This window comes from Ensifer sp. 4252, from assembly GCF_050434565.1.
Lineage (GTDB): Bacteria > Pseudomonadota > Alphaproteobacteria > Rhizobiales > Rhizobiaceae > Ensifer.
The window spans coordinates 85,414-107,970 of record NZ_JBNDIU010000002.1 but is presented as its reverse complement, the minus strand read 5'-3'; the positions used below and the strand labels follow the sequence as shown (position 1 = coordinate 107,970).

Below are 22,557 nucleotides of genomic sequence, written 5' to 3'. Positions count from 1 at the left end.
AGGACGGATAACGGATGCCTTCACTTAAGGATCTGAAGAACCGGATCGCCTCCGTCAAGGCGACGCAGAAGATCACCAAGGCGATGAAAATGGTCGCCGCGGCAAAGCTTCGGCGTGCGCAGGAGGCGGCCGAGGCCGCCCGGCCTTACTCGCAGCGCATGGCTGCCGTTCTCGCCAACATCGCCCAGGCGGTTGGCGCGGACGACGGTGCGCCTGCTCTGATGACGGGCACCGGCAAGGACGACACGCATCTTCTGGTCGTCTGCACGGCTGAACGCGGCCTTTGCGGCGGCTTCAACTCGCAGATCGCCCGCCACGCTCGCGACCACGTTCGCAAGCTGCTTGCCGCCGGCAAGACGGTTAAGATCATCTGCGTCGGCAAGAAGGGCTTCGATATTCTGCGTCGCGAATTCGCGTCGCTGATCATCGATCGTGTCGACCTGCGTGAGGTCAAGAAGATCGGCTTTGAAAACGCCGATCAGATTGGCCACAAGATCATCGCGCTCTTTGAAAAGGGCGAGTTCGATGTCTGCACGTTGTTCTATTCTGAGTTCAAGTCCGTTATCGCCCAGATTCCGACGGCACAGCAACTGATCCCCGCTTCGGCCGGCCCGGTCGCAGTGGAAGCATCGGATGCTTCGGCCGTCTACGAATATGAGCCGGACGCGGGCGCGATCCTGAGCGACCTCATTCCGCGCAACATTTCCGTGCAAGTCTTCCGGGCCCTGCTCGAGAATGTCGCCGGCGAAATGGGCGCAAAGATGAGCGCGATGGACAATGCGACGCGCAATGCTGGTGACATGATCAACAAGCTGACGCTGAACTACAACCGTCAGCGCCAGGCTCAGATCACCAAGGAACTCATTGAAATCATCTCGGGCGCGGAAGCGCTCTAAGGTTACGAGAAGAGGGTAAGGATTATGGCTAAGGCAGCTACCCCGAAAGAAACCGCAGCGGCGAAGAAGCCGGCTGCACCGAGGAAGGCAGCTTCCGCCAAGACCGTCGTCGCGGCAACCGGCGCTGTCGGTCGCGTAACGCAGGTCATCGGCGCCGTCGTCGACGTAGCGTTCGACGAAGGCCAGCTTCCGCTGATCCTGAACGCACTGGAAACCGACAACAACGGTAACCGCCTCGTTCTCGAAGTTGCGCAGCACCTCGGCGAAAACGCCGTCCGCACGATCGCGATGGACTCGACCGAAGGTCTGGTCCGCGGCCAGCCGGTCACCGACACCGGTGCACCGATCACGGTTCCGGTTGGCGACGAAACGCTCGGCCGTATCATGAACGTCATCGGCGAGCCGGTTGACGAAGCCGGTCCGCTCGTCACCTCCGGCAAGCGCGCCATCCACCAGGACGCGCCGTCCTACGTCGAGCAGTCGACGGAAGCGCAGATCCTCGTCACCGGCATCAAGGTCGTCGACCTTCTCGCGCCTTATGCCAAGGGCGGCAAGATTGGCCTCTTCGGCGGCGCAGGCGTCGGCAAGACCGTTCTCATCATGGAACTGATCAACAACGTCGCCAAGGCGCACGGTGGTTACTCGGTGTTTGCTGGCGTGGGTGAACGTACCCGCGAAGGCAACGACCTTTACCACGAAATGATCGAGTCCGGCGTTAACAAGCATGGCGGCGGCGAAGGCTCCAAGGCTGCTCTCGTTTACGGCCAGATGAACGAACCGCCGGGCGCCCGCGCTCGCGTCGCTCTGACCGGTCTGACGATCGCCGAAGACTTCCGCGACAAGGGCCAGGACGTTCTGTTCTTCGTCGACAACATCTTCCGCTTCACCCAGGCAGGCTCCGAAGTGTCGGCTCTGCTCGGCCGTATTCCTTCGGCCGTGGGTTACCAGCCGACGCTGGCGACCGACATGGGTCAGATGCAGGAACGCATCACCACGACGAATAAGGGTTCGATCACCTCGGTTCAGGCCATTTACGTTCCGGCCGACGACTTGACCGACCCGGCGCCGGCCACCTCGTTCGCCCACCTGGACGCAACGACGGTTCTGTCGCGCTCGATCGCCGAAAAGGGCATCTACCCGGCCGTTGATCCGCTCGACTCCACGTCGCGCATGCTCGACCCGATGATCGTTGGCGAAGAGCACTACGAGATTTCGCGTAAGGTCCAGACGACCCTCCAGCGCTACAAGTCTCTCCAGGACATCATCGCCATCCTCGGCATGGACGAACTGTCGGAAGAGGACAAGCTGGCCGTTGCTCGCGCTCGTAAGATCGAACGCTTCCTGTCTCAGCCGTTCTTCGTGGCCGAAGTCTTCACCGGTTCGCCGGGCAAGCTCGTTGCTCTCGAAGATACCATCAAGGGCTTCAAGGGCCTCGTCAACGGCGACTACGACCATCTTCCGGAAGCCGCCTTCTACATGGTCGGCTCGATCGAAGAAGCGGTCGAAAAGGCCAAGAAGCTGGCTGCTGAAGCCGCTTGATAGCATCGTAAGCCTCGGCGCAGCGGTGCGCCGAGGCTTTCATCCTGCGTTCCGCCCATTGCGGAGCAGGGAAGACATGCACAGCCTGCCACCTCAGGTGGCGCGCCCACGAGAAGTGAATGGTCATGGCCGACAGTTTCAATTTTGAGCTTGTTTCCCCCGAGCGCCTGCTCCTCTCCGCGAAGGTGACGGAAGTCGTCATTCCGGCGACCGAGGGCGAGATGACCGTGATGGCCAATCATGCCCCGACAATGACGACGGTCAAGCCCGGCGTCGTTACCGTGAAGACGGCTGACGGCAAGACCGAGCGTTTCGCGGTGTTCGGCGGTTTCGCCGATATCCTGCCGACCGGCTGCACGCTCCTTGCCGAATCCGCCGTGCACGTCGACGAGCTCGACCGCACTGCGCTTGAAAAGCGCATCGAGGCGGTCCGCGCCGAGCTGGATGGTGCCGGCGACGAAAAGAAGACGCGCGTCGAGCAGTTCATCGCCGAACTGACGAAGCTCGGGGAAATCGTGATCCCGGCCTGAAAGGGACATCCCGACGGGATAGACAAATGAAAAAGCCCCGCCTTCGAGCGGGGTTTTTTGTTGCCCGGCGCTGGCCGCAACAAAGCCGCCTCATCGTTGTGCCGGTACGAATTGGTACGGCGTAAAGACGATGGGCAAGCTGGCGTCCTATCCGAAGTGTGGGGCATGCCTCGCCTTTGGTGCGGTTTGTTTGCGCGTCCGGCTTCAGGCATTCTTTAGCATCGGTCCTGTATGGATGGACTCTCGTTTGATGCACCCAGAGGCTTGGCATGACGTCTAAGATCGTCCCCGTGATCATGGCGGGTGGAAAAGGTACACGCCTGTGGCCGCTGTCGCGCTCGGGCGCGCCGAAACAATTCTTGCAGATCCTGTCCGATCGTTCGCTGTTCCAGCAGACGCTGGAACGGGTGAGCGACGATCGCCTGTACGAGCCGGCGATCATCGTCACCAACAGCGATTTTCGCTTCATCGTCGCCGAGCAGGCGCGCGCCGTCGATGCGCCGCTGAGCGACATCCTGCTCGAGCCGGTCGCCCGAAACACGGCGCCTGCGCTGTCGGCCGCGGCCTTCGTCGTGCTGGCCAAGTTTGGGGAGACGGCGATCATGCAAGTGCTCGCCTCCGATCACGAGATCGATGCTGGAGCGGTCTACGTCGATTGCATGCTGCGCGGGCAGCAGGCAGCCGAGGCGGGCGAGCTGGTAACCTTCGGCATCACGCCGACGGAACCGGCGACCGGCTATGGCTATATCGAGCTTGGCGAGGCTTTGCAGGCAGGCGCAAACAGGGTTGCCCGCTTCGTCGAGAAGCCGGATCGCGCCAAGGCGGAGGCGATGCTTTCGACCGAGCGCTATCTCTGGAACTCCGGCATGTTCATGCTGCCGGTCAAGGTGTTCCTCGACGAGATGCTGCTCTATGCACCTGACGTCTATGCCTCAACGAAGGCGGCCGTCGAGGGCGCCAGCAAGGATCTTGATTTCAGCCGGCTGGAAGCGAAAGCCTTCTCCAAGGCGCCGGACATTTCGGTCGACTACGCGGTCTTCGAAAAGACCGCTCGCGCTGCCGTCGTTCCATCCTCATTCGCCTGGTCGGATCTGGGCAGCTGGGATGCGGTGTGGAAAACCGGTCGCAAGGACGGTGACGGCAATGTCGTTACCGACAAGGCGACGGTATCGAACACGCGCAACTCATTGGTCCTCTCCCGCGACATTCACCTTGCTGTGCAGGGGTTGGAAGACATCGCCGTGATCGCCAGCGAAGATGCTGTGTATGTCGGGCGCCTGGAAGACAGCCAGAGCGTCGGAAACATCGTCAAGGTGCTCGCACGGTCTCAGGCAACGTCCGGCCTTACGCAGGAGCACCCGACGTCCTACAGGCCCTGGGGAGCGGTCTCTTCTGTCTCCAGCGGCGAGCGCTACGAGGTCAAGCGACTGAAGGTCAGTCCCGGCAAGAAGATCTCGCTGCAGAAGCATCATCATCGCGCTGAGCACTGGATCGTCGTGCGTGGTACGGCGGAGATCACCATGGCCGGCGAAACCCGACTGCTGCATGAAAACGAGTCGGTCTATATCCCGCAAGGGACTGTCCACCGACTGAACAATCCCGGCAAGATCCCACTGGAACTGATCGAGGTTCAGACCGGGTCCTATCTCGGCGAGGACGACATCATCCGCATCGAGGATGAGTTCGGCCGGACGTAGCTCTACCGCTTCGGTCTTTGGCTCGGAGCCGATTCAGGGACAGAACGCTGTGGCGCGCCTCCGGCGAGCGGCGTGATTGGTGCGTCGTGACGGACGGTAGCGCAGCCGGCGAATCCGGATGATCACGTACACCGCATAAAAAATGCCCGGGCAGAACCCGGGCATTAAAGTCAGCGCATTCGAGCCGAGTGGTTTCAGCCGGCGACGCGCTCTGCCTCGCCCTTCTGGGCGTAGTACTGACCGAAGCGGTTTGCGAGGAAAATATCGAGAGCGATGTCCTCCTGGCGAACGAAGCCCTTCGATGCGATCTTGCCATTGGCCAGCAGATCGAGCACGGCGCAGATGCTGCCGGCGGTGGTGATCTGGATGCCGCTCTGCATGCGGCCGGCAACGACGCCGCTATAGACCTTGTTGGCGTAGGTTTCCTGGATCAGGCGACCTTCGCGGAAGCCCGAAACCGTCACGAAGATCACGACGACGTCCTGGGTGGTGGTCGGCAGCGCGTTTTCGAAGATGTCCTTGAGAACTTCACGGCGGTGACGCAGGCCGAGGTCGTTCAGGAGCGCCTTCATGATCGCGGCATGGCCGGGATAACGGATCGTCTTGTAGTTCAGGGTGCGGACCTTGCCCTTCAGCGATTCGCAGAGCGTGCCGAGGCCGCCTGACGTGTTGAAGGCTTCGTAGGTGACGCCGTCGAGCGAGAATTCCTCGCGCTCTTCCATGGCCGGTACTTCGATGAGGCTGTGTTCGACGATCGCTTCGCAGGGCTCGATATATTCGTTGATGACGCCGTCGGTGCTCCAGGTCAGGTTGTAGTTGAGAGCGTTCGACGGGTACTGCGGCAGCGCGCCGACGCGCATGCGGACGCTTTCGAGCGTTTCGAAACGGCTGGCGAGATCATTGGCGACGATCGAGATGAAGCCCGGTGCAAGACCGCACTGCGGGATGAAGGCGGTGCTGGCCTTGGCGGCGATCGCCTTGACCTGGCGGGTGGATTCGACGTCTTCGGTCAGGTCGAGGTAGTGGATGCCGGCTTCGGCGGCGGCTTCCGCGATGGCAACCGTCAGATGGAACGGTGCGGCGCTGAGAACGGCGAACTTGCCGGAGAGAAGGGCGACGAGCGCCTTCTTGTCGCCGATATCGACGGCAGCCGTCGTGATGGCGGCATGCTTCTCGATCTGGCCCAACTGCTCGGCGCTGCGGTCGGCAACGCAGACGCTGTAATCGCCGGTGTGCGCAAGCATGCGAGCAATGGTGGAGCCGATCTTGCCTGCTCCAATGACGACGATGTTTTTCATGTCTTCCCCCAGGGTATGAAATGCGTTTCTGCCCTATTGTGTGGTGGAGAGCTGTTGATTTGAAGCGGTGATATGACTAAATCGCCTATAGATATTCGGCAGATTGCCTATATGGACCGACGAAATGCAGATCACCGACAAGGACCGTGAGCTTCTCGCCGTACTCAGCGAAAACGCCCGCATGCCGACCGCAACGATAGCCCGCAGGCTTGGCCTGTCGCGAACGACCGTGCAGGCCCGGATCGAGCGGTTGGAGCGAGAGGGCGTGATCGCCGGCTATGGCGTCCGCCTGTCGGAAAGCTATGAAAAGGGCCTGGTCAAGGCGCATGTGCTCATCACCATCGCGCCGCGGGCACTCAGCCGCGTCACCCCCGAACTTGCCGCCATCCGCGAGATCCGCAACCTGCACTCCGTCAGCGGCAGCTTCGACCTTATCGCGGTCGTTGCGGCGGCATCGATCAGTGAACTCGATCTGCTGATCGACCGCATCGGCGAAATCGACGGCGTCGACCGCACGCTGTCGTCCATCATCCTCTCGACCCGGATCGATCGCTGAACTTAAGTCAGGGTTTTGCGTTGGTGTCTGCTTTCGCAGTGCCGGCATCCTCTGTTGATGCTGGGTTCGCGTCGGCGTCGCCGCCTTCGGGTATCTTCGCTGGGCCATTCCACGCCGAAGGCCCGAGAACGAAGCTGCGCATATCGGCGTTGCCATAGGCGAGCCATTTCTCTCGGTCGAAATAAAGCTCGGCGATGCTCTTTGGGCGGGCGCGTGCGGGCTGGTTGGCGAGGAAATTGTAGCGGGCCGTGGTCTCGTCCGTTTCGCGCTTGAACTGCACGCGACTGCCGAAACGCTTGACGTCGAATTCCTTCAGCGCCTGGATCTGGAGCGCAATGCTGCCGCCGTCGGCCCAGCGGACGTGATCGAGGAAGACCGAGGCCGCACGCGCGGCGCTGGTGGTTACCACCTGCGCATCCTCCGGGCGCTCGATATTGAGCTTGACGCGAAACGAGGCGATCTCTTCTTCGCCGCTGCCCTTGATGAAAATGAAGATCGACGAGGTTTTGTCGACCCCGGGGCGCGGAAAGGATACGAGCGAGGAGCATTCCCACTGGCCGCGCTCGCCGGCGCTCGATTTCCATTCGAGTTCGCGGAAGCCTGCCTCGCGCAACTCGTCGCAAAGCGCGCGGGGATCGCTGCGGAGCACCCGCAGAAACTGCTGTTCCGGCGTCTGCAGATCCTGGAAGGTCCAGACCGGCAGGGCGACGCGCGGCGGCTGCCGCTTGACATGGACCTCCGGAGCTTGCGCCGGCGGTCTGACGGGCTCGAGAAAGGTGGTCGGAAGATCGAGCGCCTGCAGCAGCCGCTTCAGGTTTCTCTGGCCGTTGGCGAGCAGAACGGTCGCCAGGATCACTGTAACGATCAACGCAAAGGCAACGAGAAAAAAGGCGATGCCGGTACGGCCCGGCTGTTTCGGCGGTGCCGTCGCCTTACCGCGTCCGCCGCTCATGTCGATTTGCCGAGTGCAACATGCAGGCGCAGCACCGCGTCCATCGATGGCCGGTTGTGGGGCAGGTCGAGATGGGTCAGCGTTTCCGCCTCGAGGCCGAGATAGTCGGGCGATGCGACCGGCGACAGTTCCTCGGTCATCAGCGGCGACAGGTGTCAGCGGGGTTGATCGCCCGTACGCGCTGAAACAGCCGCTCGCCCTGCGGCGTCAATTCCAGGTTCTTGCCGCGGCGGCTGCCGGTGGCCCCGGTGATGTTGAGCTCGCCACCGGCACGGGAAAAATCCACATACCGGCTGGCCGCGTCGAAAACGCGAAAAGCCTCCAGCGATATGCGGTTGAGCAGCCGGTGTTCCATGATCTCAGGTTATCAAAAAGAGCCGAAAATTCCGTGGATTTGAAAATATCAGATTGTGATGCAGGGTAAAGCGATCATGCCGAGGCGACAGGAAGACGACTTTGTCCTTCTCCACTTCCTCCATTCCCGAAATCCGCCTGGCAGACAATACCCATACGACCATCGGCGCGGCGGCGAGAGCGCAGGATGTTGCTACGGCGAGGCTTCCGGCCTCGGTGTCGTGCTCGACGAAGACAGGTTGAAGGCGACGCGCATCGGTTATATCGGGTTGTCCGTCCGCCCTTCCGGGCGGAAAAGTTGCGAACAGGCAACGATCGGCTAAAACAGGCGTCCGAGTTTTGGCGTGAGGCGTCTGTTCCGTTATGTCCGATCAATCGACGATCATTCCCACCATCGATGCACTGCTCGTCCGGCGTCTGATCGCTGCGCAGTTTCCGCACTGGGCTGCGCTCGATATCAAGCCGGTGCTCCCCGGTGGGTGGGACAACAGGACATTCCATCTTGGGCGAGACATGACCGTGCGTCTGCCGAGTGCAGCGTCCTATGCGTTGCAGGTGGAAAAGGAGCAATTCTGGCTGCCGAAGCTTGCGCCGTTTTTGCCGCTGCCGATCCCGGTGCCGCTGGCAAAGGGCGTGCCTGGCGAAGGCTACTCGTGGCCATGGTCGGTCTATCGCTGGCTGCCGGGCGAGACGGCGACGGATGATCGGATCGGCGACCTGACGGTCTTTGCCGAGGACCTGTCGCGTTTTCTCGTTGCTTTTGGGCAGCTCAATGCGAGCGGCGGGCCGTTACCGGGCCAGCACAATTTCTTTCGCGGCGGGCCACCCGCCCATTATGACGGGGAAACCCGTCGCGCGCTCGTCGCGCTCGAGGGGCGGATCGACACGCAAGCGGCGCGCGATGTCTGGGAGGCGGCGCTGGCGGCAAACTGGCACGGCGCGCCGGTCTGGTTCCACGGCGATATCAGTTGGGGCAATCTGCTGGTCGAACACGGCCGCCTGAGCGCAGTCATCGATTTCGGCACCTCTGGCGTTGGCGATCCCGCCTGCGACCTCGCCATAACCTGGACGCTGTTCCACGGGCAAAGCCGGGAGGCGTTTCGCGCCGGCGTGGCGCTCGATGCCGGCACCTGGGCGCGCGGACGCGGCTGGACTTTGTGGAAGGCATTGATCGTCTATGCTGGTCTTCCCGGCACCAACTCTGCCGAGGCGGAAAAGAGCCGCAGGGTGATCGAGGAGGTGCTTGCCGACCACCAGCGCTTTGGCTGAGGTTGCCGGCCGCGGATTGATATGGCGCCTGATGTCGCAGCGCCATTGTCCGGTGCCGTCTCGGCTTGACCTCATCGAAAATTGCCTCTAGGTCAGGCGCACGCGGGACGACCCGCGTCGATGCTTCGCCTGGGGACGGCCCCACTATCTCGATACTTGAGATAATGGAGTCGATCGCATCATGCAGCATCCTGGCCTGCGGCACGTCCGCGTGAGCTTTTCCTTCCTGACAGAGCTGATTTTTTGCTACGGGCCCCATCGCGCCCCGTCGCGACATCGGCTTTCGCCCGTTTCCTCCACAAATTGATGCGCCCGCGGCCGCCGCCGGCGCGCCGTGGTTGCTCTGTTGCCAACGCACGAGGTTCATGATGGCCGGACCCATCGAACAATTCGAGATCAAGTCGCTCTTCCACATCGCCGAGGTCGGCGGACACGACATCAGCTTTACCAATTCGTCCGTCTTCATGATCGTGACGGTGGCGATTGCCAGTCTTTTCCTGATGCTTTCGACGCGCAGACGCGGCCTTGTGCCGAACCGCGCCCAGTCGGCGGCCGAGATCCTCTACGAGTTCGTGTCGAAGACGCTGCGAGAGAATGCCGGAGAGCACGGCATGCGCTTCTTCCCGCTGGTGTTCTCGCTGTTCATGTTCATCCTGGTCGCCAACCTGATCGGCATGTTTCCCTATGCCTTCACCGTGACGAGCCACATCGCGGTGACATTCGCACTGGCGCTGCTCGTGTTCCTGACGGTGACGATCTACGGCCTGGTCAAGCACGGTTTCGGCTTTCTCAGGCTGTTCATGCCGTCGGGCGTGCCGCTGGTGCTGGCGCCGATCATCATCCCGATCGAGGTCGTTTCCTACCTCTCGCGTCCGGTCAGCCACTCCGTTCGTCTTTTCGCCGTCATGCTCGCCGGCCATATCACTTTGAAGGTGTTCGCCGGCTTCGTCGTCAGCCTCAGCGGCTTCGGCGCGCTCGGAATACTCGGCGCGGTCATGCCGCTGATGATGACGGTGGCGCTCACCGGTCTGGAACTGCTGATGTCGGTCATCCAGGCCTATATCTTCACCATGCTGACCTGCATGTATCTCAACGACGCACTGCACCCGAGCCATTGAGATAGTTTTGTAGAGCCTCCCTTCCGGGGAAGGGAGGCTCGTTTTTCATTCGACCGTCGTTCGCTGCGCCTCGATCCGTGCCGTCCGCCAGGATGACCAGAGGAAGGCTGCGAGGAAGATCACGGTCATCAACAGAACGATGGTCGGTGCCGGGGCGCTGTCGATGAAGAACGAGAGATAGACGCCAGAGAACGAGGCGACAGTTGCCACCAGCACCGCAACGATGAGCATGCTGCCCATGGTGCGGGTGATCAGAAACGCGATGGCCCCGGGGGCGATCAGCATGGCGATGGCAAGGATCAGGCCGACTGCCTTCAACGCGCCGACGATCGTCAGCGACAGGATCGCCAGCAGCCCATAGTGCAGCCAGTTGACGCGCAGGCCGACGGCCTTGGCCTGTGCCGGGTCGAAGGCGTGCAGCAGGAAATCCCGCCACTTCACCGCCAGGATGCCGGTCGCCACCAGCGCGATCAGGCCGGTTTCGATGATGTCGGGCCAGCCGATGCCGAGCATGTCGCCAAAGAGGATATGGTCGAGATGCACGTCGCTCTGGATCTTGGTGTAGAGCACCAGGCCGAAGCCGAACATGCCGGAGAAGACCACGCCCATCACCGTGTCCTGCTTGATGCGGCTGTTTTCCTTGAGGTAGCCGGTCAGGAGCGCGCAGGACATGCCGGCGGCAAAGGCGCCGACCGCGAGCGGCAGGCCGACGATGTAGGAGATGACGACGCCGGGAAAGACTGCATGCGAGATGGCGTCGCCCATCAGCGACCAGCCCTTGAGCACGAGGAAGCAGGAGAGCAAGGCTGTCGGGATGGCGACGAGAACCGAGATCAAAAGCGCATTGCGCATGAACTCGAATTCGAAGACGGCAAGCAAGAGGTCTAGCGAGATCATGGCGTGACCTCCAGGGCTTCGGCGCTGCGCCGGCGGGCAGCCAGCAACCCGTGCTTCGGCGCAAAGACGAAGGCGAAGAGGAAGATCAGCGTCTGCAGCACGATGATGATGCCGCCGGTGGCGCCATCGAGGAAGTAGCTGAAATAGGCGCCGAAGAAGCTGGTGAGCGCGCCGATTGCGACGCTGATGACGATCAACCGCGGGAACCGGTCGGTGAGCAGATAGGCCGTGGCGCCCGGTGTCACCACCATGGCGATGACGAGGAAGGCACCGACCGTCTGCAGCGCTGCGACCGTACAGGCGGACAGAAGCGTGAAGAACAGCACCTTCAGGAAGGTCGTCGGGATGCCGATCGAGCGCGCGTGGCTCTCGTCGAAGAAGGTGACCATCAGGTCCTTCCACTTGGCCGTCAGGATGATCAGCGAAATGATGCCGATCAGTGCAAGCTGAAGGGTGTCGGCAGGCGTAATGGCGAGGATATTGCCGAGAACGATTGTCTGGATGTTCACCGAGGTCGGCGACAGCGACACCATGAACAGGCCGAGGCCGAAGAACGAGGTGAAGATCAACCCGATGATCGTGTCTTCCTTCAACCGGGTGCGCTGGTTGAGAAACAGCATCGCGCCGGCCGCAAGCCCGCCGGAGAAGAAGGCTCCGAGCGAGAAGGGCAGGCCGAGCATATAGGCGCCTGCCACGCCCGGAACGATCGAGTGTGAGAGCGCGTCGCCGATCAGCGACCAGCCTTTCAGCATCAGATAGGACGACAGGAAGGCGCAGACGGCGCCGACCAGGGCGCTGACCCACATGGCGTTGACCATGTAGTTGTAGGTGAACGGCTCGAAGAGCGTGGCGATCATTGGCCGTTCGCCTCCGGGTCGGTCTCCGGCTTGGCTGGCTGCGACACCATCTGCCCCTGGGCGCCGTACATCACCAGCGGACGCTCGTCGTCGGTGATAACAGACAGTTGCCGCGGGTCCGCGTCATCGTGCAGGCTGTCGCCGCCGAGCACGAAATGCCGCAAGACGCCGCCGAAGGCGAGTTCGAGATTTTCGCGGGTGAAGGTCGTTTCCGTTGGGCCGTACGCCAGCACCGTGTTCTTCAAGAGAATGGTCCGGTCACAGAATTCCGGAACGCTGCCGAGGTTGTGGGTGGAGACCAGCATGACGCGACCCTCTTCGCGCAAGCCCATCAACAGGCGGATGATGGCGTCCTCGGTCTTGACGTCGACGCCGGTGAACGGCTCGTCGAGGAGGATCACGCGGCCGTCCTGGGCAAGGGCGCGTGCCAGGAACACGCGCTTCTTCTGGCCCCCGGAAAGCTCGCCGATCTGGCGTTTGCGGAAGTCGCTCATGCCGACACGGGCAAGGGCTGCCTCCACTGCCTCATGGTCGGCTTTCTTGGGGATGCGCAGCATGTTCATATGGCCGTAGCGGCCCATCATGACCACGTCCTCGACCAGAACCGGGAAGTTCCAGTCGACCTCTTCGGCCTGAGGCACATAGGCGACGAGGTTCTTCTTCAACGCCTCCTGAACGGAAAGGCCGAGGATGGAAATCTCCCCGCGGGCCAGCCGGGCAAAGCCCATGATCGCCTTGAAGATGGTCGACTTGCCGCTGCCGTTGACACCGACAAGTGCTGTGATCGTGCCGGTCGGAATCTCGAAGGAGGCATCGCGAAGCGCGCGGTGGCCGTTGCGATAGGTCACGGTCGCACCGGAGACGCGGATGCCGCTGCCGGCCTGCCCCGAACCTGCTGCGGGGTTGGATCCGGGTTTCACCTGAAGGTTCATTGCGAAAGGCCTTTCGCGATGGTTTCGGACGTGACGCGCAAGAGGTCGATATAGGTCGGTACCGGACCGTCCGCTTCGCTCAGGGAATCAACATAGAGCACGCCGCCGTATTTTGCGCCGGTTTCCCGCGCCACTTGCTGTGCCGGGTCGGGTGAAATCGTGCTTTCGGAGAAGACCACCGGAATGTTGTTGGCGCGCACCGCATCGATGACCTTGCGCACTTGCTGCGGCGTGCCCTGCTGATCGGCATTGATCGGCCAGAGATAGAGTTCCTTCATGCCGAAGTCTCGGGTGAGGTAGCTGAAGGCGCCCTCGCTCGAAACCAGCCAGCGCTTGTCTTCCGGGATCTTGCCAATCTCGGCCCGGATCGGGGCGATCGCTGCCTCGATCTTCTGCTTGTAGGCTTCGGCATTGGCTTTGTAGGTCTCGGCATTGTCAGGATCGTATTTGACGAAAGCGTCGCGGATGTTGTCGACGTAGATGAGTGCCGCCGAAGGCGACATCCAGGCATGCGGGTTCGGCTTGCCGCTATAGGGGCCCTCCGCGATGCCCATGGGCTCGACCCCCTCAGAAACCACGACGCCGGGCACGTCGTCGAAGTTCTGGAAGAACTTCTCGAACCAGAGTTCCAGATTGAGGCCGTTCCAGAGGATCAGCTTGGCGTCGTGCGCCTTCAGGATGTCGCGTGGCGTCGGCTGGTAATTGTGGATCTCGGCACCCGGCTTGGTGATCGATTCGACGATTGCCGCGTCGCCGGCGACGTTTTTGGCCATGTCGGCGATGACCGTAAACGTCGTGACGGCCTTGAACTTTTCCTGCGCGCAAGCGGCAGCCGGAACGAGCGCGAAGGCTGCCAATGCTGTTGCCGCAACCAGGATCGCGCGTCTCGTCTGATCGATCATTCCATACTCCCCGATGTTGTCGTTCACAGGACTAGGCGAATGATTTGCATAAGTCAATGCAAATGAGAAGCATTCGCAACTAGCTATTTTCAAACTTGTCGGCCTTGGCTAGTGTAGCGCCATGAAACAGAACAAGAATCGCGTTGAAGAGCTGGAAGGCGTCCTGAGGGATGGCGGTGTGCGCGTGACGCGGCAGCGTGCGGCAATCCTGAAGATTCTCGCGACCGCCGAAGATCACCCGGATGCGAGCGAACTGCACCGCCGGGCAAAGGAGATCGACGCCACCGTTTCGCTGTCGACCGTCTACAGAACGCTGTCGGCGCTGGAGCAGCAGGGCGTCGTGCAGCGCCACGCGTTTGAAAGCGCCACTGCCCGCTTCGAGACGGCCGATGCGCCGCACCACGACCACCTGATCGACATCGATACCGGCGCGGTGATCGAGTTTCGCTCCGACAAGATCGAGCAGTTGCAGGCGGAAATCGCCGCCGAGCTTGGTTACGACCTGGTTCGCCACCGGCTCGAGCTCTATTGCCGCAAGCGCAAGGACTGATCGTTCTCACACCCTGCCCTTGGTAGGCCTCGTGGGAAGCTAGCGACAGCCAACATCTCCTCATTCCTGTGCTTGTCACAGGAATCCAGCCAACCCAAGTCTTTGGGTTGAAGGGCCCTTTTGACCCGACGGACGTCGGGTCGGTGGATCCCCGCCACAAGGGCGAGGATGACGGAGAATGGGATGCTCCCCTCCCCAAACAAGCATTCTCGGGGGCTTTCGACAGTCAGAAGGCGCAGCGGGGCAATCGCTGCGCATTTTCCGTTTTAGTCTTAAGCTCAGCCGCGATCGACGAGGGCAGGCCCGGTCCGGCGTGCCGGGATCGTCATGGCCGCGACGCCGATGACGACGCAGGCAAGGCCGATCCAGATCGTCTCCGACAATCTTTCGCCGAGGAAGAGAACGCCGATAGTGACCCCGACAGGCACACGCAGATAGGCCTGTGCGGTGGCGCCGACCGAACCGAGCGTCTGGATCAGCCGGAAGTAGATGGCGAAGGCCAGCGCTGTCGAGAACACGGCCAGGCAGACGAGCGCGACCATGGAATGGGCGGAAGGGGCAAGCGTCCATGGCTGGTCGATCACCAGGCTTGCGGGGATGAGAAGCACCGCGCCGGCAAGAAGCGAGCCAGCGGCCGGAACCATCGGGTCGAGACCCCTAAAGTTTTTGCCGAAGATGGCGGCGCCAGCGTAGCAGACAGTTGCGAACACCACGGCAAGCTGCGCCAGCAGCTGGTCGCCGAGACCGCCGAAGGCTTCAACGCCGATAATCAGGCTGATGCCGGCCATGCCTGCAACCACGCCGATCAGCTTCCTTGCCGATGCCGCTTCGTGGCGGGTGATCAGCGCCGTCAGCAGGAAGGCGAAGATCGGGGTGGCGGCATTGAGGATCGAGGCGACACCGGCGTCGATCGTCTGCTCTGCCCAGGCGATCAGGGTGAAGGGGACGACGCTGTTGAGGCAGGCCTGGAACAGGAAGCGCCTCCATGTGGCCGCGTCACGCGGCAGCTTTATGCCGCGAAAGCGAAGCACGGCGAGCAGAATGGTACCGGCGATCAGCGTGCGCGCGGCGATCAGCGTCACCGGCGGGATGGTTTCGACGCCGATCTTGATGAAGGTGTAGGACGCGCCCCAGAGGGTTGCGAGGAGAACGAGCAGCAGAAGCTCGAGGGTGAGGTTGGGCTTGGCCATGGTGGTCAGATCCTTGGGCGCGGTTTCGTTGCCCTCTTTCTACCGTGCCGGTATCGACCGATGCTTCGTTCGCGATCGAAGTGTCGGGGTTTTCGGAGTGGCCCAAAGGCAAAGCCCCGGCCTCCTTGCGAGGGCCGGGGCTTGATGGTTTGGAGCCGACTCAGTGGCTGTCGGCGAGCTTTGCCGCGTTGATGGAGGCGGACCGTTCGACGCTAAATCCATTGAAGAAGGCGTTGAGCACGACCGCCGAGATGGAGGCGAGCACGATGCCCGATTCGATGATCGGGTGGATCGCATGCGGCATCCACATCAGGAAGTTCGGCGCGATCAGCGGGATCAGCCCGAAGCCAACCGAGACGGCAACGACGAACAGGTTGTTGCGCGACGACTTGAAGTCGACCGTCGACAGGATGCGCACGCCGGTGGCAGCCACCATGCCGAACATCACCAGGCCGGCGCCCCCGAGCACGAAGGTCGGGACCGCCTCGACCAAGGCACCCATCTTCGGGATCAGGCCGAGCGCGATCATGATCGCGCCGCCCATCACGCAGACATAGCGGCTCTTGACGCCGGTGACGCCGACAAGGCCGACATTCTGCGAGAAGCTGGTGTAGGGGAAGGTGTTGAACAGGCCGCCGATCATCGTGCCGATGCCGTCGACGCGAAGGCCGGCCGTCAGCTGCTGCTGTGACACGTCCTTGTTGGTTATTTCGCCCAGCGCCAGGAACATGCCTGTCGATTCGATCATCACCACGATCATCACCAGCGACATGGTGGCGATCAGCACCGGATCGAAGATCGGCATGCCGAAACGCAAGGGCGTGACGACGGCAAACCAGCCGGCATCCGCCACCCGGTCGAAATGCATCATGCCAAGGCCAGCTGCAAAGACGCAGCCGATGACGATGCCGATCAGAACCGCAATGTTGCTGATCAGCCCACGGCCGAAACGTGCGACGACGAGGATCGAGATGAGCACGAAACCGGCAAGCGCCACATGGCTCGGCTCGGCATAAACAGGGTTGGGAACCGTGGCGCCAAGCACGACCCCATCGGGAACGGCCGCGCCGCCTGACGTGGCGAGCTTCTTCAGTTCGGCCAGCCATTCGGCGTGGGTCGGATCGACGAGCTTCGGTGCCGTCGGGCCGAAGGGATTGCCGAAGATCCAGTTGACGCCGACGCGCATCAAGGTCACGCCGATCACCAGAATGATGGTGCCGGTGACGATCGGCGGGAAGAAGCGCAGCAGCCGTCCCATTATCGGGGCAAGCAGCAGTGCGACCAGGCCGGCGCCGATGATGGCGCCGAAGATCAATCGGGCGCCCTCCTGTCCGGGCGTCATCGTTGCCATCGACACCATCGGGCCGACGGACGCGAAGGTGACCCCCATCATGACGGGAAGTCGGATACCGACGCTGCGGGTAACGCCGAGAGACTGTATGATGGTGACGAGGCCGCAGACGAAAAGATCGGCGGAAATCAGGAAAGCGACGTCCTCAGGGCTGAGTTGCAGCGCCCGGCCAACGATCAGCGGAACCGCGACGGCGCCGCCATACATGACAAGGACATGCTGGATCCCGAGGGTCGCAAGCTTGCCGACTGGCAGCTTCTCGTCCACCGGGTGTATGCTGGATGCGTCGCTCATGGTTACTCCTCCCATCACGTCGACCAGTCCGTTTCCCCCGTCCTCCAACAGGGGAAAGGGTATCTTTGGTGCCGAGACAGAATGCCGCAAGTGCAACAGGAGAGTAAACACTTTCGGGAATCCGGGGGGAATGGGGTGAGCAAAGGGAATGCTGCGCCTGAGTGACCGCGGCAAAGGCGCGAGGATGCAACGTTGCCGCAATGCAGCGCAGGCAATGTGCACTGGTGTCGTGGCGAACACTCGCCTCCGCACCGGTGTCGATGGGGTTGCTGCATATGAGATTTTCGTCGCCTGCTGGCACGTTTCGCCGTTTGGTCGGCGCCTTGATTGCTGTCGTTGTTCTTCTGTGGCCGTTTGCCGCCACCGCCGAAACCGAGGATTTTCCCGGGCAGTGGCGACAGATGGTGTCGAACGCCGGCACCGGCGGCACCTGCTGGCTGGCGATCAAGCAGAACGGGCCCATTCTGAAGGTGTCTTCCAACAACGGCTGGTTTGCCTTTGCCCATGCGGACCTGAAGACAGGCTCCACGATTGCGACGGGCATCGGCCGCTGGAGCGAGGACGCCAGCGGGCACTATGGCGGTAAGCCGTTCGACGTCCGCTTCGTCATAGTGGACAAGCAGCTCTATCTCGACATGATCGTGTTGATGGACGACGGCACGAAACAAGCGATCCGGGCGATTTTCGACAAGGATCGGCTGGGCAAAACCGCGCGCCGCGTGATGGCGAAATCGTAGAATGTCGCAGCGGCCTCGCGGTTGCTGCCGATCAAACCGGCTCCGATGACGCACCATTGGTCGGGAAGAGGTTGGCAGCCATGAAGTCGACGAAGACGCGCAGTTTCGGCGAGAGATGCCGGCTGGATGGCCACAGGATCCTGTAGGTGCCACAACGGCGCAGCTGATTTTCCAGAACCGGTACAAGCGTCCCCTCGCGCACCTGGCGTCTGACCGTGAAATCCGGAAGGCAGGCGATGCCGAGCCCTTCCTCCGCCATATGGATCAGCGGCTCCAGGGCATTGGAGACGGCCGTCACTGGTACATCGACATTCAGCGCAACACCATCCTGCACCAGCGGCCAGGGCTCGAGCTTTCCGGTCGAGGGAAAACGATGGTGCAGGCAGTGATGCTGTTCGAGATCTCGTGGCATCGCCGGCATGCCGTGTTTCTCGAAATAGGCGGGTGAAGCCACGAGATAGGGGTGAAACGTGCCGAGTTGGCGCGTCATCAGCCTGGAATCGCCGATCTCCCCGGTTCGCACGACAGCATCGAAGCCTTCCTCGATGACGTCGACCATGCGGTCGGAGAAATCGAGATCGATCTCGACCTCCGGATAGGCCCGCATGAAGGCGGCAAGCGTCGGCATCAGCAGCATGCCCGCCATCGGCAGGCTGACGCGCAGCTTGCCGCGCGGGGCCTCCTGTGTCTGCACCAACTCGGCCTCGGCCGCCTCGACCTCGCAGAAGATCCGCCGGCAGCGTTCGAGAAACAGCGTGCCTTCCGGTGTCAGCGTGATGCTGCGCGTGCTGCGATGAAAGAGGCGAACGCTCAATCGCTCCTCCAGGCGTGCGATCGCCTTGCCGACTGCGGATGGCGAAACGCCGAGCTGGGTTGCAGCCTGCGTAAAACTGCGGGCATCGGCTGCCTGCACGAAGGCATTGAGTGCACCAAGGCTGTCCATCCGTCGTCCTCGCCCGTCGTACGGGATTGTAGATATTTTTGTCCGGTATCTTTGGAGCTGTAGCGCATTTTTCTCCGATTGGAAGCTGGCCATAGTCCGCTGCACCGACAAACCGCGTTTTTGATGCGAGGAACCCTGTCGGTCAAAGAAGGAGAAAACATGCAGCAGCCACTTTTGGCCGGTTTCCGCGCGGGTCCGGAGCCGACCGTCTTCATCGTCAATGTCATCCACGCGCAGCCGGGCAAGCAGGAAGAGGCGTTCCGCCTGATCCAGGACGTCGTGAACTATGTCGCCGAGCGCAAGGAGGGCTTTCTCTGGAGCAACCTCTCCAAGAGCACCGACGGCAAGACGGTGGTCAACATCGAAGCGATAGCCGGCGAAGGAAATGTCGAGGAGTTCTTCTCCGATGCGGTGTTCCTCGAAAAATTCAGGGCGCTGAATTCGGTCTCGACCTGCGAATTTCACACCTATCGCGTCGATGACCTCGTACTGCCCAAGCGCGCTGCGCTCGCAGCATCGGCATAGATGAGATCGCCGCCCGCCTTGGTCGGCGGCGAACTCCTTGCATGAGCCTCCATCCCGCCATTGCCGTCAAGACAGGCGTTCTTGGCGGGTCACCCTGAAAGACAGATTCCATGCAACCCACCAACTGCACGCTTCCGGCCGCGCAGGAAGCAGCATCGACGTCCATCGCTGTCGCCGAAGGCAGGCTGCCGCTCTCGGCGCTGCTCGCGCTTGCGACCGCCGGGTTCATCACCATCCTCACCGAGGCGCTGCCGGCCGGCCTGTTGTTGCAGATCAGCGCCGATCTCGGTGTCTCGCAATCCCTGGCCGGGCAGATGGTGACGATCTATGCGATCGGCTCGCTCGCCGCCGCCATCCCGCTTATCGCGCTGACGAGCACCTGGCGCCGGCGACCGCTGCTGATTGCGGCCATCTCCGGGTTTGCCGTGGTCAATACGGTGACCGCGCTCTCAAACGACTATGCCGTGACGATGGCGGCACGTTTCCTTGCAGGCGTTTTTGCAGGCCTCCTATGGGCGCTCGCAGCCGGTTACGCCAGCCGCATGGTGGCACCACACCAGCAGGGGCGGGCGATCGCCATTGCCATGCTCGGCGCGCCGGTGGCGCTCTCGATCGGCATTCCCGCCGGAACGCTGCTTGGCGCCATGACCGGCTGGCGGCTGACCTTCGGCCTGCTGAGCATCATGACTGTCCTGCTTGTCGGCTGGGTACTATGGGCGCTGCCCGATTTCCCGGGGCAGCGCGCCGAACGACGTCTGCCATTGATATCAGTGTTCCGGCTGCCCGGGATCCGGCCGGTGCTGTTCGTGATGTTCGCCGTCGTTCTCGCCCACAACATCCTCTACACCTACATCGTACCTTTCCTGGAGCCGTCGGGTCTGGGAGCGCTGGCGGACAGGATCCTGCTTGTCTTCGGCATCGCGTCGCTCGTCGTCATTCCTATCATCGGGGCACTCGTCGACAGGCATCTGCGTTCGTTGGTGCTCGCGAGCATGACGCTGTTTGCGGCAGCCTCGCTGCTGCTTGCCGTCTTCGGCGGTGAACCCGCGGCGGTCTATCTCGGTGTTGTCGCCTGGGGCCTCGCCTTCGGTGGCGCGCCGACACTGTTTCAGACCGCCTCGGCAAAGGCCGCCGGCGCGGAAGCGGATGCGGCGCAATCGATGATCGTCACGGCCTGGAACGCGGCGATGGCCGGCGGCGGTTTGGCTGGCGGTCTGCTGCTCGATAGCGCGGGCGCGACGATCTTCCCAGCCGTCCTGCTGGCGATCCTGCTCCCCGCCCTGGTGGTGGCTTGGGCTGGCCGGCGTGGATTTCCGCCTCGCTCCGGCTGACGATTTGCAGGCAAGAAAAAACCGGGGCCGTTGCCGACCCCGGTGCCGCATCTCCTGATCTCCGGCCGCCCGTGTGAACGGGCGGCCGTCGTCTTGGGCTTATTTACTTCTGCCAGCTCTTGACCAGTTCGTCGTAGTTGACGGTCTGGGGCTTGTCCTTCTCGTTCTCGACCTTCAGCTGCGGAGCGAGGTTGCCGGCCTTGACTGCTTCGGCGTTCCAGTATTCGAGGTCGTGTTCCTCGGCGAGCTTCGGACCGATATCGCCCTGGATGCCGGCGCGTTCCAGGCGCTGCAGCACCTTTTCCTGCTCGGCGCAAAGCGAGTCCATCGCTTCCTGGGCGGTCTTCGCGCCGGAAGAAGCATCGCCGATCGCCTGCCACCAAAGCTGTGCGAGCTTCGGATAGTCAGGAACGTTCGTGCCGGTCGGCGACCATTGCAGGCGGGCCGGCGAACGGTAGAACTCGATCAGGCCGCCGAGTTTCGGAGCACGGTCGGTGAAGCTCTTGTGGTCGAGCGTCGACTGACGAATGAAGGTCAGGCCGACATGGCTCTTCTTCACATCGACGGTCTTCGAGGTCACGAACTGCGCGTAGAGCCAGGCGGCCTTGGCGCGATCGTCAGGCGTGGATTTCAGCAGGGTCCAGGAACCGGCGTCCTGATAGCCGAGCTTCATGCCGTCCTTCCAGTAGACGCCATGCGGGCTCGGAGCAAAACGCCATTTCGGCGTGCCGTCGGCATTCACGACCGGCAGGCCTTCCTTGACGAAGTCGGCGGTGAAGGCCGTGTAGGTGAACATCTGCTGGGCGACTTCGCCCTGCGAGGGAACCGGACCGGATTCCGAGAAGGTCATGCCCTGGGCAGGAGCCGGCGCATAGGCCTTCATCCAGTCGAGGTACTTCTGGATGGCGTAGACCGCGGCCGGGCCGTTGGTGTCGCCGCCGCGTGCAACGCAGGAGCCGACCGGGCGAGAGTTCTCGTCGACCTTGATGCCCCACTCGTCGACCGGCTTGCCGTTCGGGATGCCCTTGTCGCCGTTGCCGGCCATCGACAGCCATGCGTCGGTGAAGCGCCAGCCGAGCGACGGGTCCTTCTTGCCGTAGTCCATGTGACCATAGACTTTCTTGCCCTCGACCTCGCGACCGGTGAAGAATTCGGCAATGTCCTCATAGGCCGACCAGTTGACCGGAACGCCGAGGTCGTAGCCGTACTTCGCCTTGAAGTCAGCCTTGTTCTTCTCGTCGTTGAACCAGTCGTAGCGGAACCAGTAGAGGTTCGCGAACTGCTGGTCGGGAAGCTGGTAGAGCTTACCGTCAGGCGCGGTCGTGAAGGACTTGCCGATGAAGTCGTCGATATCGAGGTTGGGGTTGGTGACGTCCTTGCCTTCGTTGGCCATGAAGTCGGTCAGGCTGCGTGCCTGCTGGTAGCGCCAATGGGTGCCGATCAGATCGCTGTCGTTGATGTAGGCGTCATAGACGTTTTCGCCCGACTGCATCTGCGTCTGCAGCTTTTCGACGACGTCGCCTTCGCCGATCAGGTCGTGGGTGATCTTGATGCCGGTGATGTCGGTGAAGGCCTTGGCCAGCGTCTTCGATTCGTATTCATGGGTGGTGATCGTCTCGGAAACGACCTTGATGTCCATGCCGGCAAAGGGCTTTGCCGCATCGACGAACCACTGCATTTCCGCTTCCTGCGCGGCGCGGTCGAGCGCGGACATGTCGCCGATTTCGCTGTCGAGGAACTGTTTCGCCTCGTCCATGCCGGCAAAGGCCGAGCCGGTAAAGGCCAGCAGCATTGCTGCTGTCGTTGTCAAAAGGTGCCGTCGCATAATTTCCTCCCTTT

Annotated in this window: 23 protein-coding genes; 11 read left to right on the top strand and 12 right to left on the bottom strand. The window is 62.1% G+C overall.

Going from position 1 to position 22,557, the window contains the following annotated elements; genetic code table 11:
- The first annotated feature begins 14 nt into the window (after positions 1-14).
- The 4 genes from ABIE33_RS07415 (at position 15) to ABIE33_RS07400 (ending at position 4,662) form a co-directional block, all read left to right on the top strand.
- Complete coding sequence (locus tag ABIE33_RS07415; protein ID WP_429123421.1) at positions 15-896, top strand: F0F1 ATP synthase subunit gamma; 882 nt, start codon at positions 15-17, stop codon at positions 894-896.
- 24 nt (positions 897-920) lie between these two features.
- Positions 921-2,435: a F0F1 ATP synthase subunit beta gene (gene atpD / locus ABIE33_RS07410; RefSeq protein ID WP_429123418.1), complete on the top strand. Its 1,515-nt coding sequence runs from the start codon at positions 921-923 to the stop codon at positions 2,433-2,435.
- Positions 2,436-2,560: 125 nt separating this feature from the next.
- The gene (locus ABIE33_RS07405; RefSeq protein WP_429123415.1) at positions 2,561-2,965 is read left to right on the top strand and encodes a F0F1 ATP synthase subunit epsilon; all 405 of its coding nucleotides are present in this window, start codon (positions 2,561-2,563) and stop codon (positions 2,963-2,965) included.
- Positions 2,966-3,234: 269 nt separating this feature from the next.
- Positions 3,235-4,662, top strand: coding sequence for a mannose-1-phosphate guanylyltransferase/mannose-6-phosphate isomerase (locus ABIE33_RS07400; RefSeq protein WP_429123412.1), 1,428 nt, complete (start codon positions 3,235-3,237; stop codon positions 4,660-4,662).
- 194 nt (positions 4,663-4,856) lie between these two features.
- Here ABIE33_RS07400 and ABIE33_RS07395 read toward each other — a convergent pair whose 3' ends face one another.
- Complete coding sequence (locus tag ABIE33_RS07395) at positions 4,857-5,960, bottom strand: saccharopine dehydrogenase NADP-binding domain-containing protein (RefSeq protein WP_429123409.1); 1,104 nt, start codon at positions 5,958-5,960, stop codon at positions 4,857-4,859.
- Positions 5,961-6,084: 124 nt separating this feature from the next.
- Here ABIE33_RS07395 and ABIE33_RS07390 point away from each other — a divergent pair, with 124 nt between their 5' ends.
- A complete protein-coding gene (locus tag ABIE33_RS07390) occupies positions 6,085-6,516 on the top strand; it encodes an Lrp/AsnC family transcriptional regulator (protein ID WP_429123407.1) in 432 nt (143 codons plus the stop codon).
- A gap of 7 nt (positions 6,517-6,523) precedes the next feature.
- On the opposite strand, the gene ABIE33_RS07385 is transcribed toward ABIE33_RS07390, so the two are convergent.
- The 3 genes from ABIE33_RS07385 to ABIE33_RS07375 are packed head-to-tail and all read right to left on the bottom strand — an operon-like array spanning position 6,524 to position 7,823.
- On the bottom strand, positions 6,524-7,468 hold the full coding sequence (locus ABIE33_RS07385; RefSeq protein ID WP_429123404.1) for a DUF6030 family protein: 945 nt from the start codon (positions 7,466-7,468) through the stop codon (positions 6,524-6,526).
- Positions 7,465-7,608, bottom strand: a complete 144-nt coding sequence (locus ABIE33_RS07380; protein ID WP_429123402.1) for a hypothetical protein — start codon at positions 7,606-7,608, stop codon at positions 7,465-7,467. The genes ABIE33_RS07385 and ABIE33_RS07380 overlap by 4 nt, the downstream gene beginning before the upstream one ends.
- Complete coding sequence (locus ABIE33_RS07375; RefSeq protein WP_429123399.1) at positions 7,608-7,823, bottom strand: hypothetical protein; 216 nt, start codon at positions 7,821-7,823, stop codon at positions 7,608-7,610. The genes ABIE33_RS07380 and ABIE33_RS07375 overlap by 1 nt, the downstream gene beginning before the upstream one ends.
- 362 nt (positions 7,824-8,185) lie before the next feature.
- Between ABIE33_RS07375 and ABIE33_RS07370 the strand changes: the two genes are divergently transcribed.
- Positions 8,186-9,091, top strand: coding sequence for an aminoglycoside phosphotransferase family protein (locus tag ABIE33_RS07370; protein ID WP_429123396.1), 906 nt, complete (start codon positions 8,186-8,188; stop codon positions 9,089-9,091).
- Between the two features lie 368 nt (positions 9,092-9,459).
- Positions 9,460-10,209, top strand: a complete 750-nt coding sequence (locus tag ABIE33_RS07365; RefSeq protein ID WP_429123394.1) for a F0F1 ATP synthase subunit A — start codon at positions 9,460-9,462, stop codon at positions 10,207-10,209.
- A gap of 45 nt (positions 10,210-10,254) precedes the next feature.
- On the opposite strand, the gene ABIE33_RS07360 is transcribed toward ABIE33_RS07365, so the two are convergent.
- From ABIE33_RS07360 to ABIE33_RS07345, 4 genes are read right to left on the bottom strand one after another with little or no spacing between them, the layout of a single operon-like run.
- Entirely contained in the window at positions 10,255-11,106 is an 852-nt protein-coding gene (locus ABIE33_RS07360) for a metal ABC transporter permease (RefSeq protein WP_025425056.1), read from the bottom strand.
- Positions 11,103-11,963, bottom strand: a complete 861-nt coding sequence (locus tag ABIE33_RS07355) for a metal ABC transporter permease (protein WP_429123390.1) — start codon at positions 11,961-11,963, stop codon at positions 11,103-11,105. Before ABIE33_RS07355 ends, ABIE33_RS07360 begins: the two co-directional genes overlap by 4 nt.
- Positions 11,960-12,895, bottom strand: a complete 936-nt coding sequence (locus ABIE33_RS07350) for a manganese/iron ABC transporter ATP-binding protein (protein ID WP_429123387.1) — start codon at positions 12,893-12,895, stop codon at positions 11,960-11,962. Before ABIE33_RS07350 ends, ABIE33_RS07355 begins: the two co-directional genes overlap by 4 nt.
- On the bottom strand, positions 12,892-13,797 hold the full coding sequence (locus ABIE33_RS07345) for a metal ABC transporter substrate-binding protein (protein ID WP_429123384.1): 906 nt from the start codon (positions 13,795-13,797) through the stop codon (positions 12,892-12,894). Before ABIE33_RS07345 ends, ABIE33_RS07350 begins: the two co-directional genes overlap by 4 nt.
- 121 nt (positions 13,798-13,918) lie before the next feature.
- Between ABIE33_RS07345 and ABIE33_RS07340 the strand changes: the two genes are divergently transcribed.
- On the top strand, positions 13,919-14,347 hold the full coding sequence (locus ABIE33_RS07340) for a Fur family transcriptional regulator (RefSeq protein ID WP_173418234.1): 429 nt from the start codon (positions 13,919-13,921) through the stop codon (positions 14,345-14,347).
- Between the two features lie 278 nt (positions 14,348-14,625).
- On the opposite strand, the gene ABIE33_RS07335 is transcribed toward ABIE33_RS07340, so the two are convergent.
- Entirely contained in the window at positions 14,626-15,537 is a 912-nt protein-coding gene (locus ABIE33_RS07335) for a DMT family transporter (protein ID WP_429123381.1), read from the bottom strand.
- 160 nt (positions 15,538-15,697) lie between these two features.
- Positions 15,698-17,182 (bottom strand): nucleobase:cation symporter-2 family protein, encoded by a 1,485-nt coding sequence (locus ABIE33_RS07330; RefSeq protein ID WP_429123378.1) that lies wholly within the window; start codon positions 17,180-17,182, stop codon positions 15,698-15,700.
- A gap of 275 nt (positions 17,183-17,457) precedes the next feature.
- Between ABIE33_RS07330 and ABIE33_RS07325 the strand changes: the two genes are divergently transcribed.
- A complete protein-coding gene (locus ABIE33_RS07325; RefSeq protein ID WP_429123375.1) occupies positions 17,458-17,919 on the top strand; it encodes a hypothetical protein in 462 nt (153 codons plus the stop codon).
- A 31-nt stretch (positions 17,920-17,950) separates the two neighbouring features.
- On the opposite strand, the gene ABIE33_RS07320 is transcribed toward ABIE33_RS07325, so the two are convergent.
- On the bottom strand, positions 17,951-18,862 hold the full coding sequence (locus ABIE33_RS07320) for a LysR family transcriptional regulator (RefSeq protein WP_429123372.1): 912 nt from the start codon (positions 18,860-18,862) through the stop codon (positions 17,951-17,953).
- A 159-nt stretch (positions 18,863-19,021) separates the two neighbouring features.
- Between ABIE33_RS07320 and ABIE33_RS07315 the strand changes: the two genes are divergently transcribed.
- Together ABIE33_RS07315 and ABIE33_RS07310 are read left to right on the top strand one after the other, a co-directional pair.
- Positions 19,022-19,387 (top strand): antibiotic biosynthesis monooxygenase, encoded by a 366-nt coding sequence (locus ABIE33_RS07315; protein WP_429123369.1) that lies wholly within the window; start codon positions 19,022-19,024, stop codon positions 19,385-19,387.
- A 110-nt stretch (positions 19,388-19,497) separates the two neighbouring features.
- A complete protein-coding gene (locus ABIE33_RS07310; protein ID WP_429123366.1) occupies positions 19,498-20,718 on the top strand; it encodes an MFS transporter in 1,221 nt (406 codons plus the stop codon).
- Positions 20,719-20,821: 103 nt separating this feature from the next.
- On the opposite strand, the gene ABIE33_RS07305 is transcribed toward ABIE33_RS07310, so the two are convergent.
- Complete coding sequence (locus tag ABIE33_RS07305) at positions 20,822-22,543, bottom strand: ABC transporter substrate-binding protein (protein WP_429123363.1); 1,722 nt, start codon at positions 22,541-22,543, stop codon at positions 20,822-20,824.
- Positions 22,544-22,557: the final 14 nt, after the last annotated feature.